We start from the raw sequence: 17,974 nt of genomic DNA on the forward strand, positions 1-17,974 counted from the left end.
ATCCCCGACCGCTGGGCGGTGCCGATGCGCATCGCGCTCGACGAGGCGCGCGCCGCGCTCGCGACCGGTGACGTCCCGGTCGGCGCCGTCGTGCTCGACCCGGCCGACACCGTCGTCGGGCGGGGCCGCAACCGGCGCGAGGCCGACGCCGACCCGACCGCCCACGCCGAGGTCGTCGCGCTCCGCGAGGCCGCGGTCACGCTCGGCAGCTGGCGGCTCGAGGGGTGCACGCTGCTGGTCACCCTCGAGCCCTGCACGATGTGCGCCGGCGCCGTCGGACTGTCACGCGTCGCGCGCCTGGTGTTCGGGGCGTACGACGAGAAGGCCGGCGCCGTGGGCAGCCTGTGGGACGTCCTCCGCGACCGGCGGCTCAACCACCGGCCGGAAGTGCTGGGTGGGGTGCTCGCCGAGGAGTCCACGGCGCTGCTGCTGGAGTTCTTCGACGGCCACCGGGGCTGATTTCTCCGGCGCCCCGCCCCTCTAGTACCCTCGTCGGCGGTGGCGTGTCCGAGCGGCCTAAGGAGAACGCCTCGAAAGCGTTTGTGGGTGAAAGCCCACCGAGGGTTCAAATCCCTCCGCCACCGCCATTGCGATGTCCCGGGACACCGTTGACAGGTGTCCCGGGGCATCGTTGCTCTTTCCGGCTCTGCGGGTGGCGCGGCCGGGAAGGTTGCCCGGTCCGTCACCGGCGGGCATGGTGGCGGTGACGCCCGGGGGGCTCCGGGAACCCGACCGTGAGGACGCTGCTCGTGGAAGCGATCGATCCGAAGTACGGCACCGCTGTCCTGCTCCTCATCGCGGCCGGTGCGGTGGCGCTGCTCCTGGTCCTGATCATGCTGGTGAAGCTCCACGCGTTCGTCGCGCTGGTGCTGGTCAGCGTGGTCACCGCGGTCGTCGTCGGGTTCCCGCTCGCCGACGTGCCCGACGCCTTGATGTTCGGCTTCGCCGACACGTTGGGATCGGTGGCGCTGCTGGTCGCCTTCGGCGTGATGCTGGGGCGGCTCCTCGAGGTCACCGGGGGTGCCCAGGTCCTGGCGGACACGTTGATCGGCAGGTTCGGCGAGAAGCGGGCGCCCTTGGCCCTCGGCGTGGCCGCGTTGCTGTTCGGCTTCCCGATCTTCTTCGACGCGGGGCTGGTCGTCTTCCTGCCGATCATCCTGACGGTGGCGCGACGGTTCGGAGGCTCCCTGCTGTTCTACGCGCTGCCGGCTGCCGGGGCGTTCGCCGCGATGCACGCGATCGTCCCGCCGCATCCGGGTCCGGTGGCCGCGGCGACGATCCTGGAGGGCAGCGTGGGCATGACGCTGCTCGTCGGCGTCCCGGTGGCGGTCCTCGCGTGGTACGTAGGCGTCTACCTGGTCTCCCGCGTCCTCGGCCGACGGTTCGACGTGGCGCTCCCCGACTTCGTCCTCGGTGAGGTCAACGGCGGCAAGGAGGAGGGCGACAACCTCGGCGACAGACCGCCGTCCTTCCCCACCGTCCTGGGGCTGCTGCTCATCCCCTTCGTGCTGATCTCGTTCGACACCGTGATCAGCACGCTGGAGTCCGCAGGAACCATCGACGAGGGCGAGGGGTGGGCCGAGGCGCTCGGGCTGCTCGGGTTCACGCCGGTGGCGCTGCTGATCACGGTGCTGGTCGCAGTCTTCGTGCTCGGCCGGCCGAACGCGTCGATGGCGACCGTCAGCGGCATCCTGGACAACGCGCTGGGGCCGATCTGCGCGATCATCCTGATCACCGGTGCCGGCGGGATGTTCGGTGGCGTCCTGGAGCTCAGCGGCATCGGGGCAGCCCTCAGCGACAGCCTGTCCGGGCTCGGGATGTCGCTGGTGGTGCAGGCGTTCGTGATCGCCACGTTGCTCCGGGTGGCGCAGGGGTCGGCGACCGTGGCGCTGACCACGGCCGGCGGGCTCATCGCCCCGGCCGTCACCGCGGCGGAGCTCAGCGACTTCAAGGTCGCCCTGCTGGTCATCGCGATCGCCGCAGGAGCGACGGTGCTCTCCCACGTCAACGACTCGGGGTTCTGGCTCGTCAACCGGTTCTTCGACCTCGACCTGAAGACGACGCTCGCGACGTGGACCGTCATGGAGACGACCCTGGGGCTGACCGCCTTCGCGCTCGCGGCGGGGCTGTGGGTGGTCGCCTAGCCGACCCTCCGGTCGGGTCACCGCCTCCGGGCGGCCCGTTTCCTGGGGGCAGGCCGGACGACGAGCACCGGGCAGGGTGCGTACTGCTGCACCCGCTGGGCAGTGCTCCCCATCAGCACCGTCTCGCTGATGCCGCGGCTGCCGCTGGCCACCACGATCAGCCCGGCATCGAGCTGCGTGGCCGCCTTGATCAGCTCGTTGGCCGGCGAGCCGCTGCGGATCCGCTTGTGCACCTTGGGACCCCAGCCGCTGAGCGCGTCGGCGACGACCTGCACGGCGTGCTCGGCGGCCTCGCGGAACGAGGCGAACTTCGGCTCACCGGCTCGTGGTCGGGGCTCGGTGAGGTCGTCCGCGAACCCCACCGGGGCCAGCGGTCGTACGACGGCGATGACCGAGACGTCGGTGATCAACGAAGGGTCGCCCAGCTTCTTGAGGTACTTCGCCGCCGCCAGCGACTGCTTCGACCCGTCGGTCGCCACGATCACGTGCATCTCACGCCTCCGTCACGGTGTTGCCCCGGTCCCGCTTGCCGAAGCCGTACTCGATGAGGAACAGCACCACGCCCACCGCGACGAGCCCGCCGCACCAGTAGAGCGAGTGCGGGTCGTCGTACACCACGTAGCCGAGCAGCACGAGGTTGGCCACCAGCCCGACCAGCAGCAACCAGGTCGGCGCGGTGAACGTCTCGCCGTCCTCGTCCTGGCCACGCAGCTTGATCGCCGCGAAGATGACCAGCGCGTAGATGAAGAGGACGAAGACCACCGTGACCGTCGCGAGCCGCCCGACCACGTCGACGCCCACCCCGGCCTCGTTGAGGAGCTTGCCGATCACGAGCAGCGAGCAGACCACCACGGCCGAGAAGATCAGCGCGACCCAGGGGCTGCGCCGGCTGGCGTGCACCTTGGCGAAGACGCCGGGCACGACGTCCTCCTTCGCCATCCCGTAGAGGATCCGCGACTGCGTCACCACCGAGACCAGGGTGGTGTTGGTGATCGCCACCATCGCGATGCAGGCGAACAACGTGGCCATGAAGGTGACCGAGATCGGCAGGATCCCGGCCTCGACGACCTCGAGCAGCGCGGCGTCGGACTCCGCCAGCGTGTCGATCGGCACGGTCAGCGCTGCTGTCATTGCGACAAGAACGTAGATGACGCCAGCAGCGATCATCCCGCCCACGAGTGCGCGGGGGAAGCTGCGCGCGGGGTCGACGGTCTCCTCCGCGACGTTGACGGCGTTCTCGAACCCCGTCATCGCGAAGAACGCCAGCGCGACGCCGGCGATGATCGCGAGCACCGGGTTGGTGTCGGAGGCCTCGAAGTTGGTGAGCGTCCCGAAGTCTGCGCCGCCCTCGACCACGTGCCAGACGCCGATGACCATCACGATCAGCAACCCGGCCACCTCGACGAAGGTCATCAGCATGTTCGCGACGACCGACTCGGTGATGCCGAGGTAGTTCACCAGCGCCAGGAGCACCAGGAAGACCAGCGACACCAGCAGGAGGGGCGGCAGCTCCCAGACCTCGTTGAAGTACGCCGCGAAGCCGGTGGCCAGGGAACCTGCGGCGGCGAACACCGCGGCCAGCATGAACACCGTCACCATGAACGTGAGCGTGGTGTTGCCGAAGGCCCGGTTGACGTAGAGCGCGGCGCCGGCGGCCCGGGGGTACTTGGTCGCGAGCTCGGCGTACGCGAGGCCGGTGACGGTCGCGACCGTCACCCCGACGGCGAAGGCGACCCAGAACGCGCCGCCGACGGCACCCGCCACCAACCCGATCAGCACGTAGATTCCGGAGCCCAGGACGTCGCCGAGGACGTAGAAGAAGAGCAACCGTCCGGTGATGGAGCGCTTCAGGTCCCCGTCGTGCGGGACGGTGCGCTGCTCGGCCACGTCGGTCATCGTCCGCCTCCGTCAGAGTCGCGGCAGGAATACCCGAGCCGGACGGTGGTGAAACGACGAGGAGCCGGACCCGGGTGCGGGTCCGGCTCCGGCCGGCCGGTGCAGCGCGCCACGAGGGGCGGTTCGACGACAGCCCTGCCTCGCCTAGACTCACCGCACCCGTCGGGGTGGGCGACGGTGGAGGAGGGGATCGTGACCGACCCTGTCGAGGTGCTCGTCGTCGACGACCACGTGGTGTCCCGCAGGAGGTTCGCCGGGCTGGGGCGCGCGTGAGCGGGACGCCCGGCGGCGGCACCGTCGCGCCCCGCTTCGCCCCGGTCGAGGCGGCGTTCCGGGAGGTGGTGGAGGGTCACCCCGGCACCGGCGCCTCGCTCGCGGTCCGGCACGACGGGGAGTGGGTCGTCGACCTCTGGGGCGGGTGGGCCGACGCCGCCCGGACCCGGCCGTGGCAGCGGGACACCCTCGTGATGCCGTACTCCGTCACCAAGCCGTTCGCCGCCGTCTGCGTCCTGCTGCTCGTGGACCGGGGGCTGGTCGCGCTCGACGAGCCGGTGGCGACGTACTGGCCGGAGCTGCGCGCGGCGACGACCGTCCGCGAGCTGCTCGCCCACCGGTCGGGGCTGGTGCTGCTCGACGAGCCGCTGCCCGAGGAGGCGCTCTACGACTGGGACCGGCTCTGCGCGAGCCTCGCGGCCCAGGAGCCGGCGTGGGAGCCGGGGACCGCGGCGGGGGAGTCGGCGCTGTTCTACGGCCACCTGCTCGGCGAGGTGGTGCGCCGGGTGGACGGGCGCCCGCTCGGCCGGTTCCTCGCCGAGGAGGTGTGCGGGCCGCTCGACCTCGACTTCCACGTGGGGCTCGCCGACGCCGAGCTGGCCCGGGTTGCCGAGCTGACCGGGTTCGGCGACGAGCTCCGCAGCGTGGGGGAGGGACGACCGCCGTTGTACGCGCGGGCGGTGGGCAACCCGCCCGGGCTGCTCGACCCCGCCGTCGTGAACTCCGAGCGGTGGCGGCGGGCCGAGATCCCGGCGGTCAACGGCCACGGGACCGCCCGGGCGGTCGCCGGGTTCCACGTCGCCCTCGGCCGCGGCACCCTGCTGTCCGATGCGGTACGACGCGAGCTCGTCACGGGCGTCGAGGACGAGGACCTCGTCATCGGCGGGCCGACGACGTGGGGGCTCGGTGTGGCGCTCGACCCGGACGGGTTCGGCATGGGCGGGCTGGGCGGCAGCTTCGGCTGGTGGAGCGAGGTGGGCGGTTACGCGATCGCGTTCCTCACCGGGCACGTCGGCGACCACGACCGGGGCGACCGGCTCGAGGGGGCGCTCCGCGAGGTGCTCGGCCTCCCGCCGCTCTGAGTCGCGGACGCCACTCTGAGTCACGGCGCCGCTCTGGCGCGCGCCAGGCCCGTGAGGGCAAGCCGGTGGGCGCCCCGACGTGTCCGGGGCGCCCGCCGTGGCGCGGCGACCGGGGACGGGTCCGCGGTGCGCGCCGGCTCTGGGGACCCGAAGCGCGCCGGGGCGCACTGGGAGAACGGGTCGGGCACGGAAGAGCGACCGGTTGCCCTCGCCCACCGGGAGTGCGGGCGTGGAACCAGTGTCGTGGAGCAGCCCCCGAACAGGCGTCGGTTTCCGTCGGTTTTTACCCGGGGAGCCACCGATCCAGCCGCTCGAGGGCGGCGACCACCTCGGCTTCGTGGCCGGCGAACGACAGCCGCACGAACCGGTCGCCGTCCGCGGTGTCGAAGTCGATCCCGGGGGCGAGCGCCACGCCGGTCTGCGCGAGCAGCGTGCGCGACCAGGACATCGTGTCGTCGGTGAGGTGACCGACGTCGGCGTACACGTAGAAGGCGCCGTCGGCCGGCGCCAGCCGGTCGATGCCGAGCCGGCGCAACCCGTCGAGGAGCACCTCGCGGTTGCGCGCGTAGCGGGCGACGTGGCCGTCGCACTCGTCGTAGGCGTCCTGCCCGAAGGCGGCGACGGCTGCCCGCTGGGCCAGGACCGGCGGGCAGATCGAGAAGTTGCCGGTGAGCACGTCCACGGCCCTTCGCAGCCGGGGCGGCACCAGCATCCAGCCCAGCCGCCACCCGGTCATCGAGAAGTACTTCGAGAACGAGTTGAAGACGACCGCCTCGCGCGACGTCTCCCAGGCCGAGGACTGCGCCACCGTGCCGGAACCCGCGTAGGTGATGCCGTGGTAGATCTCGTCGCTGATCAGCTGCACCCCGTGCTCCTCGCACCACCGGGCGAGTGCCGCGAGCTCGTCGGGCGCGAGCATCGTCCCGGTCGGGTTGGCGGGGCTCGCCACGACCAGCCCGGCGACGGGCCGGTCGAGCTCCTCGAGCATCGCCACGGTCGGCTGGAACCGCGACTCCGGGCCGGTGGGCAGCTCGACGACCTCGCACCCGAGCGCGGTGAGCACGTTGCGGTAGCAGGGGTATCCGGGCCGCGCGATCGCCACCCGGTCGCCGACCTCGAAGGCGGCGAGGAAGGCGAGCAGGAACCCGCCGGAGGAGCCGGTCGTCACCACCACGTCTTCCGGCGCCACGTCGAGGCCGTGGACCCGGGCATGGTGGCCGCAGACGGCCTCGCGGAGCTCGGGGATGCCGATCGCCTCGGTGTAGCCGAGCACGTCGTTGTCCAGGGCGTGCACCGCCGCCTCGCGGACCGCCCGGGGAGCGGGGGTGGACGGCTGCCCGGCGACGAGGTTGAGCAGGTCGCCGTGGGTGCGCTGCCGCTCGTGGGCCAGGGCCAGCAGGTCCATGACGTGGAAGGGCGGGACGTCCGCGCGCGAGGCGACGGCGAAGCGGGCCCCCGAGGTCGGTGCCGCGGGCGTCTCTCGTGCCATGCCGCCAACCCTAGAATGAGCCCCTACCCACCGAGAGGATCGTGTGACCTTCGACGTCGAGCAGCTGGACCAGGCTCTCCTCCTCGGGTCCGCAGTGCTGCTCGTGGCGATCGTCGCGGTCCGGCTGTCGCTCGTCGCCGGGCTCCCCAGCCTGCTGTTCTACCTTCTGCTCGGCGTCCTGCTCGGCGAGGACGGCATCGGCATCGGCTTCGAGGACGCGAGCCTCGCGCACGCGCTCGGCTTCGGCGCGCTCGTCATCATCCTCGCCGAGGGCGGGCTGACGACCAGCTGGAAGGAGATGCGTCCCGTGGTCCGCACGGGAGCGCTGCTGGCCACGGTCGGCGTGGCGGTGAGCGTCGGGGTGATGACCGTCCTCGCCCACTACGTGCTCGGCTTCCACTGGCAGCTCGCGGTGCTGCTGGCCGCGGTGACGGCGCCGACGGACGCGGCCGCGGTCTTCTCGGTGCTGCGGAAGGTGCCGCTGCCGCGACGGGTCACGGGGGCGCTCGAGTCGGAGTCCGGCCTCAACGACGCCCCGACCGTGCTCCTGGTGACGCTGGCCGCCGAGGGCGACGTGTTCGAGCACGGCATCCTCGGCTTCGGCGGGATCGTCGTCTTCGAGCTCGGGGTGGGCGTCCTGTTCGGTCTCGGCGTGGGGTTCACCGGCGCCTGGATGATGCGCCGTGTCGCACTCCCGTCGTCCGGGCTCTACCCCCTCGCGGTGCTGAGCCTCTGCGTGCTGGCGTACGCCGGCGCCGCTAGCCTGCACGCCTCCGGCTTCGCCGCCGTGTACGCCGCGGCGCTGGTGCTCGGCAATGCGGAGCTCCCGCACCGTGCCGCCAGCCGGTCGTTCGTCGAGGGGCTCGGCTGGCTCTCCCAGATCGGGCTGTTCGTGATGCTCGGCATGCTGGCCTCGCCGCAGCGGCTGTTCGACGGCGACACCCTGTGGCACGCGATCGTGGCCGGCTTCATCCTCACCGTGGTCGCCCGGCCGCTGTCGGTGCTCGCCAGCGCCGTCTGGCAGCGGTTGACCCTTGCCGACCTCACGTTCCTCTCCTGGGCGGGGCTCAGGGGCGCGGTCCCGATCGTGCTCGCCACGATCCCGCTGGCCGCGGGGGTCGAGGGGTCGGCCCAGCTCTTCGACATCGTCTTCGTGCTGGTGGTCGCCGACACGCTGGTCACCAGTCCGACGCTGCCGTGGCTCGCGAAGCGGCTGGGGATCACGGTCGCGGGAGAGGTGCGCGACCTCGAGGTCGAGTCGGCGCCCCTGGAGCGGCTGGCCGCGGACCTCCTCGAGATCCGGATCACCCGGCGGTCGAAGATGCACGGCGTCGAGGTCGGCGAGCTGCGGCTCCCGCCCGGGGCGTCGGTAGCGCTGGTGGTCCGCGACGGCACGACCACCGTGCCGACCGACCGGACCGTGCTGCGCACCGGGGACGACCTGCTCGTGGTCACCCCCCGCAAGATCAAGGAGCAGACCGAGCAGCGGCTGCGGGCGGTGTCACGGCGCGGGCGGCTGGCCCACTGGGTCGACAGCGACGGCTGACGCCTCCGTCAGGCGGTCAGCACCCCGAACCGGCGGCCCGGGCCTTCATCTTCTGCGGCGCCTTCACGAGCTTGCGGAACGCGTCGCCGACGACCACGTCGACGCCGGGCCCGAGGTCGTCGGCGCCCACCCGGATCTCGACCTTGCGTCCGAGCTGGCGGGCGACCAGGCGGGCGGCCGGGTCGTCGGCCGACGGCGCGAGGACGACGGCGCCACGCACGTCGGAGAGGGCGCCGGGGGCGTTGCCCACCTCGCCGGCGAGGAAGCCGCGCTGGGTGAGCTGCTGCTGGGTCTGGCTGGCCAGCCCCGACCGGTTGCCGGCGTTGTAGACGCTGACGGTGACGTCGGTGCTGCGGACCACGTCGCCCCTGCGCAGCTGCTCGGCGCAGGTCGCGGCAGCCGCCGGCTCGTCGTCACCCGGGAACGGCGCGGTCAACGAGCGCCACCCGACGAACGCGGCGGCCAGCAGGATGCAGACCAGCACCACCAGGGTGATCGCCGACAGGCGGCCGCGGCTCATCGTCACCTGGTCGTCACTCCGCGATCTCGTGGACCCGCGCGTGGAGCACGGTCCGTTGCTGGAGGGCGGCCCGGAGCGCCCGGTGGAGCCCGTCCTCGAGGTAGAGCTCCCCGCGCCACAGCACCACGTGCGCGAAGAGGTCGCCGAAGAAGGTCGAGTCCTCGTCGAGCAGCGCCGCGAGGTGCAGGGTGTCCTTGGTGGTCACGAGCTCGTCGAGCCGCAGCTGCTGCGGCGGCAAGGCAGCCCAGTCGCGCCCACGCAGCCCGTGGTCGGGGTAGGGGCGCCCCTCACCGACGCGCTTGAAGATCACCGCCCCAGGATAGGGCCCGGCCGCGGGGCGCCGACGGGTGTCGCGCTCCGGCCCACTCGGCTACGTTCCCGTCATGACCGACCCCGCACCGCACCCGGGCCCGGAGAACCACGACGACGAGCTCGCGGCGACCGTCCGCGCCGGCTACGCCTTCGAGGGGGCCGCCCTCGAGCTGGGGCGGCTGGCGGACGGCCCCGACCGGGTCACCGACGTCGACGTACGCATCCCGCTCGCCATGCTCAACCGGCACGGGCTGGTCACGGGCGCCACCGGCACCGGCAAGACCAAGACGCTGCAGCTGCTCGCCGAGCAGCTGTCGGCCGCGGGGGTGCCGGTGTTCGCCGCCGACATGAAGGGCGACCTCTCGGGGATCGCCGGGCCGGGCGAGCAGGGCGACAAGGTGCAGGCGAGGGCGCGTGCCGTGGGCCAGGACTGGCAACCGACCGGGTTCCCGGCACAGTTCTTCGCCATCGGCGGCCAGGGCGAGGGGCTCCCGCTGCGGGCGACGATCTCGTCCTTCGGGCCGCTGCTGCTCTCGAAGGTGCTGGGGCTCAACAAGACCCAGGAGTCCTCGCTCGCGCTGGTGTTCCACTACGCCGACCAGGCGGGGCTCCCGCTGCTCGACCTCGCCGACCTGCGCGCGGTCGTCCAGCACCTGCTCTCCGACGAGGGCAAGCCGGAGCTCAAGGCGCTCGGCGGCCTCGCCGCCTCGACCGCGGGGGTGATCCTCCGTGAGCTCGTCGCCCTCGCTGCGGAGGGAGGGGACGCGTTCTTCGGCGAGCCGGAGCTCGACACCGCCGACCTGCTGCGGCACGACCCGGACGGGCGCGGCGTCGTGTCGCTCGTGGAGCTTCCCGCCCTCCAGGACCGGCCGCGGATCTTCTCGACCTTCCTAATGTGGCTGTTGGCCGACCTCTTCAACGAGCTTCCGGAGGTCGGCGACACCGAGAAGCCCGAGCTGGTCTTCTTCTTCGACGAGGCACACCTGTTGTTCGAGGACGCGTCCCCGGACTTCCTCGAGGCGATCACCCGGACGGTGCGGCTGATCCGGTCCAAGGGCGTCGGCATCTTCTTCGTCACCCAGACGCCGACCGACGTCCCCGACGAGGTGCTCGGCCAGCTCGGCTCGCGCATCCAGCACCAGCTCCGCGCCCACACCCCCAAGGACGCCAAGGCGCTGAAGGCGACGGTGCAGACCTTCCCGCACAGTGCGTACGACGACCTCGGCGAGGTGATCACCTCCCTCACCGTGGGCGAGGCCGTCGTGACCGTCATGGACGAGCGCGGCGCTCCCACGCCGGTGGCGAGGACCCTGCTGCGGGCGCCCGAGTCGCTGATGGGCCCGATCACCGCCGACGCGCTGCAGGGAGTGGTCGCCAGCTCGGCGCTGCGCAGCAAGTACGCCGACCCGGTGGACCGCGAGTCCGCCCGCGAGGTGCTGGCGCAACGGCTGGAGGCCGGGGCCGCCAAGGCGGAGGCCGAGGCCGAGGCCGGGCAGGCGGGCCGGGCCGAGGCGCCTACCGGCGGGCGGGCGAGCTACCCCCGCAAGCGCTCCGGTGCCACGGAGCGCGAGAAGGAGAGCGCGGTCGAGCAGGTGCTGAAGTCCGACGCCGCCAAGCTCTTCATGCGCACCGCGGCGCGCGAGATCGCCCGGGGTGTCTTCCGGGTGGGCCGCCGGTGAGCCGGGACGCCGGGAGCGACGTCGAGCAGCTGCAGGCGCTCAAGCACGCCTACCTGCGCCACCTCGACCTCAAGCAGTGGGACGAGTTCGGCGCGCTGTTCACTCCCCACGCGACCGGCTCCTACGCCGAGCTGACCTTCTCGTCGAGGGACGGGATCGTCGACTACCTGCGCGAGACGGCCGAGACGATCGTGGAGCTGGTGTTCGTGCCGGCGTACGACGTGGCGATCGAGGGGGCGGCCTTCTACTCCGACCGGATGGCCCGGACCCCGGAGGGATGGCGGTTCACCCATGTGGGCTACCGCCGCACCTTCGAGGCGTCCTGGACGATGTCCGCCGTGCCGGGGTGGAGCTTCGAGGTCGGCACGGCCTACCACGGCTGAGCGGACCGCCCCCTCGCGGGGTCAGGCGCTCCAGCGGACGGACTCGACGAAGAAGTCCGCCACCGGGCTGACCCCCTGCAGGTCGGCGCGCTCGGCGAAGAGCTCGGTCAGCTCGTGGCTGCTGCGGGCGCGGCGCCGGTTGCGGGTCGCCAGGCGGCGCTCGGCGGTGCCGTCGACCCGGGTGGGCCCGGTGCTGGTGGTCGTGGTGGTGACGCCGGCCGGGGTGAGGGCCAGGGAACCGGTGGGCTGGACCTCGGTGAAGGACGTGCGTGCCATCGGAGCTCCTCTCGTGGTGGAAGGGGGTTGCTGGAAGCGAAGCACCGTGAATCGACGGCCGTGTGCACGCTGCGTTACGGCCGTGCGACAGGCGGTGTGATCCCGGACGCACCGGTTGCCCGGCTGCGTGCCGGGGTAGGGGCTGACCATGCCCCAGGAGCGTTCCGCGACCCCCGCCCCCCGCACCGGCCTCGTCGGTGCTCTGGGAGCCGTCCCCGGCGCGGTGCTGGGCGCCACCTTCGGCGCCGTCGCCAAGGTGCGCCGGACCAAGCCCCTGCACCCGGTGGGCCGGGTGGGCGACGCGACGCTGGTGGTCACCGACCCCAGGCCCCGGCTCGGCGTCCCGCTGCTCGCAGCCGAGGGGACGCACCGCTGCTTCGCGCGCTGGTCCCGCGCCGCCGGGCTGCCGAGCCCGCTGCCCGACGTGGAAGGGCTGGCGCTCCGGCTGGAGGAGCCCCGAGCCGACCTGCTGTTCGCCTCGACCGGGACCGGGTCCGTCGGGAGGTACCTGCTGACGCCGAGAGGGTCAGGCTCCCACGGCACGCAGACGACGCTGCTGCCGGTCGCCTCCGCGGCCGGGCCGCTCCTGTTCGCGGTCACCCCGGCAGGCGACGGGGAACCGCCGCGGCGCTACACGCTCTCGGTCGCCTGCGGGTCAAGGGAGTGGGAGACCGTCGGCCGGGTCGAGGTCGACCGGTGGCGTGACGACGAGCCGACCCGGTTCGACCCCGTCACGCACATGCTCCCCGGGACCGAGCAGTACCCCGTCGTACGCCTGCTGCGGGAGCCGTCGTACCTCCTGGCCCGCAAGGCCGCGTCGCCTCGCACCTGACGTGCCGGGCCGCCCCTCGTGGCGGTCACGGGAGGCGGCTCGACAGAGGTCAGACGCGGGTCACACGCCGGTCACTCGCCGGTCACTCGCCGGGGACGACGTGGTTGGCGAGGAACACCTCGCGCGGGTCCACCGCGCTGCGCACCGCGCGCAGCCGCGCCCACGCTCCTTCCTCGTACGCCGCGGCCACGTCGGCCGGCCCCTCGGCGAAGTTGAGGAAGCTCTTGCCGTTGGACCACGGCTCGAGCGCGGTGGTCGTCCGGGCGACGTCGACCATCCCCTGCTGCGCCATCTCGGGGGTGGCGGCGATGGCGACGAAGAAGCCGAGGTACGCCGCGGGCACCATCGACAGCGCGCCGCCGTCCGGGGCCGGGCGGCCCAGGGCACCGCCGAGCTGGCGGAGCTCCGCGATCATCAACGAGGTCTGCACGCCGGGGCCCACAGCGGCGAGGAACGCGTCGACGGCACCGTCGGTCAGGGCGTCGAAGCAGGCGCTGCCGCCGACCGACGGCGTCGGCCCCTCGGGGTCCATGTGCAGCCGCGACAGCGCCGCGGCGGGCGTGCGGGCGAACGTGTCCATCTCCGGCTCGAGGGCCCGCAGCCCGGCGACCAGCTCCGCACCGCGCTCGTCGTCCCCGAGGACCGCGCCGTCGACCACGACGAGCTGACGGCCACGGAGGAACTCCGGCAGCTCGGGCATCGGGGGGAACCGCATCACGCGGAGCGCGGTGGTGACCTCCTCGGGAGCGGTCGCCGACCAGGCCGCCCAGTGGCGCACCACCTTCTCGGCGTGCTGGAGGTCCCAGAGCATCATCCCGGCGTACGCGTCGGCGATCGGGAAGAGCCGGAGCTCGAGCGCGGTGACGACACCGAAGCTGCCGCCGCCCCCGCGGACCGCCCAGAACAGCTCCGCGTTCTCCTCGGTGGTGGCGCGGAGCTGCTCGCCGTCGGCGGTGACCAGCTCGACCGCGGTGATGCTGTTCGTGGCGAGCCCGAGCTTGCGGGCGTACCACCCGATGCCGCCGCCCAGCGCGTAGCCGGCGACGGCGACGTCCGGCGACGATCCGTGCAGCGCCGCGAGCCCGTGCGGCGCCGCCGCCTCGACGACCTCCTGCCAGAGCGTCCCGCCCCCGACGCGGGCAACCCGGCGCTCGGCGTCGACGGTCACGCCTCGCAGCTCGCCGGTGCGCAGGACAACGACGTCGTCGAGGTCGTGCTGGACGAGTGCCGCGGCCGCGTGGCCGGTGCTCTGGGGCGCGACGCGGAGGCCGAGCACCGCGCAGTGCCGCACGACGGCGGCCACCTGGTCGGCGCTGGCGGGCACCGCGACCGCGGCGGGACGCTGGTCGACGGCGACGTTCCAGGGCATCCGTACGGCGTCGTACGACGGGTCGCCGGGGAGGTGCACGATGTCGCCGCAGAGCTCTTTGAGCCGGTGGGCCGCGGAGTCGGTCGGGGCGGATGTGGTGACGGACATGGTGGTCCTGCTTTCGTGTCGGGTTGACGTGAATTCGTTGTTGGGTGCGGTCAGCGCATGGCGAGGCCGTCGATGCTGACGGTCATGCCGGGGACGAGGAGGCGGGAGACCTCGAGGAGGGTCGCCGGTGGACGGGCCCCTTCCCCGCCGAGGTGCTCGACGAGGGTGTCGTAGACGTCGAGCAGCCCGGGGAGGTCCGTGGTGTAGACGCGGAGCTGGACGACGTCGCACCACCCCAGGCCGGCGGCCTCGAGCACGCCGGCCACGTTCGCCAGCGTCAGCGCGAGCTGCGCGGCCGGGTCGTCCTCGTGGACCAGCCGCCCGCTCCCGTCGAGCGGTCCCTGGGCGGCGATCGTGAGGACCCGGGTCGGCGCGGTGAGGAGCCGGCCCTGGTCGAACCCGAGCCCCTGGGACCAGTCGGACGGGTTCACCTCGAGCGGCGCGGTCGTCGTCATGGCCACCACCCTCGGGCCCACCACGGGTCGCGAACCATCCCACAGGGCCCGGGAATCGCGGGTCGACGGTCGTGGGGGTCCCGGGACCCCCACAAATGTGGGATGGCGGAGCCGGGCCTCCAGCCACGACACTGTCCGCCATGGGTCGGGGCCTCATGGAGCAGCGCGTGCTGCGCGACGTCGACGTGGTCGCCCGGGCAGGGCTCGAGCTCGAGAGCTTCCTCGCCGAGGCGATCGAGTCGGTCAACCGCGCGGTGCCGCACGTCGCGTCCTGCCTGGCCACCGTCGACCCCAGCACGCTGCTGCTGACCGGCACCGTCAAGTTCGGTCGGCTCCGAGGCATCGACAGCCACGACCACGAGTGGGGGCTCGTGGAGTACGGCTCCTCGGAGCCGACCGCCTTCCGCAACCTCGGCACCAGCGAGCACCCGGCTGCCGCCATGCACCTGCTGGCGTCACGCACCGGGCAGCGCTCGGCGCGCATGGAGGAGTTCATGCGCCCCAACTTCGGGTTCACCGACGAGCTGCGCGTCGTGTTCCGCGACCGCGGCCAGGTGTGGGGCGGCGCGGCGCTGTTCCGCGACGGCAGCGACCGCGAGCACTTCGACGACGACGACGTCGAGTTCGCCGCGTCGCTCTCGTCGGTGATGTCGGTGGGCATGCGCGCCGGCATCCTCGCCAGCCTGGCGGCCGACCCAACGCCGGCGCCGACCGGTCCGGCGGTCGTCATCGTGGGGGCGGACGGCACCGTCCAGCAGGTCAGTGCCGGCGCGGAGCAGCGGCTCGAGCAGCTGGTGGGCAGTGCGACCGCGCTCGAGGCGGCCGGGATCATCACCTCGCTGGTGGGAGCCGCCCGGCGCTACGCCCGCGGCGAGGTCGACCTCCCGCCGCGGTGCCGCGTCCGGTCGCGCAGCGGGATGTGGCTGGTGCTGCACGCGACGCCGCTCAGCCCGCGCGGGGACACCCACGGCGACGTGGTGGTGACGATCGACGAGGCGCGTCCGCCGGAGATCGTGCCGCTCGTGGTCGCCGCCTTCGACCTCACCCAGCGCGAGCGCGACGTCACCCAGCTGGTGCTGCAGGGCGTCGACACCAAGGAGATCGCCGCGTCGCTGCACCTCTCGACCTACACGGTGCAGGACCACCTGAAGTCCGTGTTCGAGAAGGCAGGGGTGCGGAGCCGTCGCGAGCTGATCGCCCGGATCTACTTCGACCAGTACGTCCCGCGGATGGGCACCGAGGTCGGCCCGAGCGGCTGGTTCGCCGGGGTCTGACCCCGGCGGGTGTGCCAGCGGGTGTGCCGATGGGTGTGCCGGTGGGTGTGCCGGCGGGACTGCCGGGGACGATGGCGCGGTGACCGATCTCGACACCGACCTCGTCGTCCACCGGCACGGGCTGCCCCCGGGCCCCGGGGTGCCCACGCTGTTCTTCCTCCACGGCCTCACCGACTCCGGCTCGGGGTGGCCGGAGGCGGTGCGTCACTGGGGTGCGAGCCACGCGATCGTCGCCGTCGACCAGCGGGGCCACGGCGGTTCGCCGCGGTTCACCCCCGCCGAGCTCGAGCAGGGGCCGGGCGAGGTGTTCGTGCGGGACGCGGTCCGGGTGCTCGAGCAGCTCGACCGCCCGGTCGTCGTCGGCCACTCGATGGGCGGAGCGGTCGCGCTGGCGGCCGGCGTACGACGTCCTGAGCTCGTGCGTGCGCTGGTCCTCGAGGACCCCGCCCCGCGCGGGCCGGGGGAGCCGCTGGCGACCGGCCGCGGCGCGGAGTTCCTCGAGGGGGTCCGGCAGAGCCTGGCCGCGCCCGACGAGGAGGCGTTGTACCGGCTGCGCAAGGAGGCCCACCCGGACTGGCCCGACTCCGAGCTGCTGGTCACCGGCATCGCCGAGCAGCAGATGGACCTCGAGTTCCTGGGCCGCGGGAGCTACAAGCCGGAGTCGCCGTGGACCGAGATGTTCGCGTCGGTGACCGTCCCCACGCTGGTGGTCTCGGGGGACCGGGCCGACGAGGTCGTGGTCGGTCAGGAGATCGAGGCCGGGCTCGCGGAGATCGGCAACGAGCGGGTCACGCTGGTGCGGGTCCCCGGGACGGGCCACTGCCCGCGCCGTGAGAACCCGGAGGAGTTCTACCGGACGGTGGACCACTGGTTGGCGGCGCTGGGTTCCTGACGAGTCGTGCCGGACCGGGTTCGCGCGCCGGCGCCGATCACGGGACAGCCTCGAAGACGGCGGTCACCTCGGCGTACCTCGCGCCGGTCGGCAAGGTGCAGAGCGTGGTCGTCTCGGCCGCACACACACCCGTCCAGCGGACGAAGCGTGCTGTCGACGGCGACCTGGCCTGGAGCGTGTGGACCTCGTGGTCGAGGAAGGAGTAGAAGCAGGGCGAGCGCATCTCACCCAACCCGACGGGCGACCCGGCCGGCACGCAGTGACCGACCCGCGCCTTCTGCGCCGACTCGTTGGTGAGCAGCACCTCGCTCCGCTGCGGACCCTCCACGCTGAGCAGCAGCTCGGTCGAGTCCCGCTCGCAGAACATGGTGATGTTCCCGTTCTGGAGGTGAAGCTTGGTGAAGCCGGGGTTGTCCGTGTCGGTGGCGCACGGCAGGTGGCGCAGGTCCTCGACCGAGGTCATCCCGGCTCCGTCCTGCCCGGCGGGGCCCGCCGGACCGGGTTCGCCCTGCGGCCCGGGCTCGCCCTGCGGTCCCGCCGGACCCGGCTCGCCCTGAGGCCCGGGCTCGCCCTGCGGTCCCGCGGGACCGGTCTCGCCGCGGGGGCCCTGCTCGCCCTGTGGTCCGGCAGGGCCCGGCTCCCCCGCCGGGCCCTCGGCGTTCCAGCTCAGCGGGCGCTCCGCCGCCCGGCACTGGGACGGGTCGTCGACCACGCGCATGTTGCCGTTGGTGCTGTGGACGCAGCCGTGGATGAGGTCCGTGGTCGGTGCGGAGACGGCGGTGATCGCCGTCGCCACGCCCGCGCTGCCGACCAAGGCCCCGACGACGAGCGAGAGGGTGACGGCGCGACGACGTCCGGTCGGTAGTGACAGTCCCATGGGGCCCCCGTGTTCCTGGACCGAGGCGCCCGCCCCGGTCCGACGAAGATAGGGACCGCCGACCGCGCACGACACTGCCGTTGGTCCTGCAGGTCGGCATGCCGAGGCCCGGCCGGGGCCGCTCGGGTTGTGGAGAGCCGAAGGCCCCGACGACCGTGTGGCGGTCGTCGGGGCCCTGCCGATGGTTCGCGGCGCGAGCCAGCTGGCGGAGGATGCGGGATTCGAACCCGCGAGGGCTGTTAACCCAACCCGCTTTCCAAGCGAGCGCCATAGGCCACTAGGCGAATCCTCCGTCGCAGAGGGTACCGGTCGGCCTCGACGGCAGGAAATCGGTCCGCTTTGGAGTGACCTCGCCCCCTCACCTAGACTGGGGCCAACCCCCCGTGCGGCGGCATCTCGCTGAACTCCCCCAGGGCCGGAAGGCAGCAAGGGCAGGTGAGCTCTGTCGGGTGCGCGGGGGGCCTTTTCGTGCCCGGGTCGGCAGCCCGCGACGGCGGGGCGGGCGCGGCTGTGGAGATGGGTGTGCAGAGTGGTCGGGACGGCTGTCGACCTGTCGGCCCCCACGGT

General features: G+C 73.0%; 18 protein-coding genes, 2 tRNA genes and 1 other RNA gene. 11 read left to right on the forward strand and 10 right to left on the reverse strand.

All coding sequences use genetic code 11. The features are described 5' to 3' along the window. Positions 1-24: 24 nt before the first annotated feature. The 3 genes from tadA (at position 25) to FIP57_RS11995 (ending at position 2,144) form a co-directional block, all read left to right on the forward strand. A complete protein-coding gene (gene tadA / locus FIP57_RS11985; RefSeq protein WP_148574172.1) occupies positions 25-459 on the forward strand; it encodes a tRNA adenosine(34) deaminase TadA in 435 nt (144 codons plus the stop codon). Between the two features lie 38 nt (positions 460-497). Next, positions 498-587 (forward strand) — tRNA-Ser (locus FIP57_RS11990). A gap of 162 nt (positions 588-749) precedes the next feature. Continuing rightward, positions 750-2,144 carry a GntP family permease gene (locus tag FIP57_RS11995; protein ID WP_148573711.1) on the forward strand — a complete coding sequence of 465 codons (1,395 nt, stop codon included), beginning with the start codon at positions 750-752 and terminating at the stop codon, positions 2,142-2,144. Between the two features lie 17 nt (positions 2,145-2,161). On the opposite strand, the gene FIP57_RS12000 is transcribed toward FIP57_RS11995, so the two are convergent. Together FIP57_RS12000 and FIP57_RS12005 are read right to left on the reverse strand one after the other, a co-directional pair. Beyond that, positions 2,162-2,635 carry a universal stress protein gene (locus FIP57_RS12000; RefSeq protein WP_148573712.1) on the reverse strand — a complete coding sequence of 158 codons (474 nt, stop codon included), beginning with the start codon at positions 2,633-2,635 and terminating at the stop codon, positions 2,162-2,164. 1 nt (position 2,636) lies between these two features. Further along, positions 2,637-4,040 (reverse strand): APC family permease, encoded by a 1,404-nt coding sequence (locus FIP57_RS12005; protein ID WP_148573713.1) that lies wholly within the window; start codon positions 4,038-4,040, stop codon positions 2,637-2,639. Positions 4,041-4,309: 269 nt separating this feature from the next. Here FIP57_RS12005 and FIP57_RS12010 point away from each other — a divergent pair, with 269 nt between their 5' ends. Continuing rightward, positions 4,310-5,395: a serine hydrolase domain-containing protein gene (locus FIP57_RS12010; protein ID WP_148573714.1), complete on the forward strand. Its 1,086-nt coding sequence runs from the start codon at positions 4,310-4,312 to the stop codon at positions 5,393-5,395. 283 nt (positions 5,396-5,678) lie between these two features. Here the strand turns inward: FIP57_RS12010 and FIP57_RS12015 are convergent, their stop codons facing one another. Further along, the gene (locus tag FIP57_RS12015; protein ID WP_148573715.1) at positions 5,679-6,884 is read right to left on the reverse strand and encodes a pyridoxal phosphate-dependent aminotransferase; all 1,206 of its coding nucleotides are present in this window, start codon (positions 6,882-6,884) and stop codon (positions 5,679-5,681) included. A gap of 43 nt (positions 6,885-6,927) precedes the next feature. Between FIP57_RS12015 and FIP57_RS12020 the strand changes: the two genes are divergently transcribed. Then, positions 6,928-8,430 (forward strand): potassium/proton antiporter, encoded by a 1,503-nt coding sequence (locus FIP57_RS12020; RefSeq protein WP_148573716.1) that lies wholly within the window; start codon positions 6,928-6,930, stop codon positions 8,428-8,430. Positions 8,431-8,446: 16 nt separating this feature from the next. Here FIP57_RS12020 and FIP57_RS12025 read toward each other — a convergent pair whose 3' ends face one another. Beyond that, a complete protein-coding gene (locus FIP57_RS12025) occupies positions 8,447-8,950 on the reverse strand; it encodes a LytR C-terminal domain-containing protein (protein ID WP_148573717.1) in 504 nt (167 codons plus the stop codon). Between the two features lie 13 nt (positions 8,951-8,963). Next, entirely contained in the window at positions 8,964-9,260 is a 297-nt protein-coding gene (locus tag FIP57_RS12030) for a type II toxin-antitoxin system VapB family antitoxin (RefSeq protein ID WP_148573718.1), read from the reverse strand. 73 nt (positions 9,261-9,333) lie between these two features. Here FIP57_RS12030 and FIP57_RS12035 point away from each other — a divergent pair, with 73 nt between their 5' ends. Beyond that, positions 9,334-10,941: a helicase HerA-like domain-containing protein gene (locus tag FIP57_RS12035; RefSeq protein ID WP_148573719.1), complete on the forward strand. Its 1,608-nt coding sequence runs from the start codon at positions 9,334-9,336 to the stop codon at positions 10,939-10,941. Continuing rightward, the gene (locus tag FIP57_RS12040) at positions 10,938-11,324 is read left to right on the forward strand and encodes a nuclear transport factor 2 family protein (RefSeq protein ID WP_148573720.1); all 387 of its coding nucleotides are present in this window, start codon (positions 10,938-10,940) and stop codon (positions 11,322-11,324) included. Before FIP57_RS12035 ends, FIP57_RS12040 begins: the two co-directional genes overlap by 4 nt. A gap of 21 nt (positions 11,325-11,345) precedes the next feature. On the opposite strand, the gene FIP57_RS12045 is transcribed toward FIP57_RS12040, so the two are convergent. Further along, positions 11,346-11,600, reverse strand: coding sequence for a hypothetical protein (locus FIP57_RS12045; RefSeq protein ID WP_148573721.1), 255 nt, complete (start codon positions 11,598-11,600; stop codon positions 11,346-11,348). A 148-nt stretch (positions 11,601-11,748) separates the two neighbouring features. On the opposite strand from FIP57_RS12045, the gene FIP57_RS12050 reads away from it, so the two are divergent. After that, on the forward strand, positions 11,749-12,432 hold the full coding sequence (locus FIP57_RS12050) for a phosphodiesterase (RefSeq protein WP_148573722.1): 684 nt from the start codon (positions 11,749-11,751) through the stop codon (positions 12,430-12,432). A gap of 82 nt (positions 12,433-12,514) precedes the next feature. On the opposite strand, the gene FIP57_RS12055 is transcribed toward FIP57_RS12050, so the two are convergent. Together FIP57_RS12055 and FIP57_RS12060 are read right to left on the reverse strand one after the other, a co-directional pair. Beyond that, a complete protein-coding gene (locus FIP57_RS12055; protein ID WP_148573723.1) occupies positions 12,515-13,909 on the reverse strand; it encodes an FAD-binding oxidoreductase in 1,395 nt (464 codons plus the stop codon). Between the two features lie 50 nt (positions 13,910-13,959). Further along, complete coding sequence (locus tag FIP57_RS12060) at positions 13,960-14,364, reverse strand: RidA family protein (RefSeq protein ID WP_148573724.1); 405 nt, start codon at positions 14,362-14,364, stop codon at positions 13,960-13,962. A 140-nt stretch (positions 14,365-14,504) separates the two neighbouring features. Here FIP57_RS12060 and FIP57_RS12065 point away from each other — a divergent pair, with 140 nt between their 5' ends. Continuing rightward, positions 14,505-15,638, forward strand: coding sequence for a helix-turn-helix transcriptional regulator (locus FIP57_RS12065; protein ID WP_148573725.1), 1,134 nt, complete (start codon positions 14,505-14,507; stop codon positions 15,636-15,638). Positions 15,639-15,717: 79 nt separating this feature from the next. Next, positions 15,718-16,530, forward strand: coding sequence for an alpha/beta fold hydrolase (locus FIP57_RS12070; protein ID WP_148573726.1), 813 nt, complete (start codon positions 15,718-15,720; stop codon positions 16,528-16,530). 37 nt (positions 16,531-16,567) lie between these two features. On the opposite strand, the gene FIP57_RS12075 is transcribed toward FIP57_RS12070, so the two are convergent. Then, entirely contained in the window at positions 16,568-17,407 is an 840-nt protein-coding gene (locus FIP57_RS12075; RefSeq protein ID WP_203231189.1) for a polyadenylate binding domain-containing protein, read from the reverse strand. 203 nt (positions 17,408-17,610) lie between these two features. After that, positions 17,611-17,699, reverse strand: a tRNA-Ser gene (locus tag FIP57_RS12080). 83 nt (positions 17,700-17,782) lie between these two features. Here FIP57_RS12080 and ffs point away from each other — a divergent pair. Beyond that, an RNA gene (gene ffs, locus FIP57_RS12085) (signal recognition particle sRNA small type) lies at positions 17,783-17,873 on the forward strand. Positions 17,874-17,974: the final 101 nt, after the last annotated feature.

The organism is Nocardioides caldifontis (assembly GCF_008087345.1).
Taxonomy (GTDB): Bacteria; Actinomycetota; Actinomycetes; order Propionibacteriales; family Nocardioidaceae; genus Marmoricola_A; species Marmoricola_A caldifontis.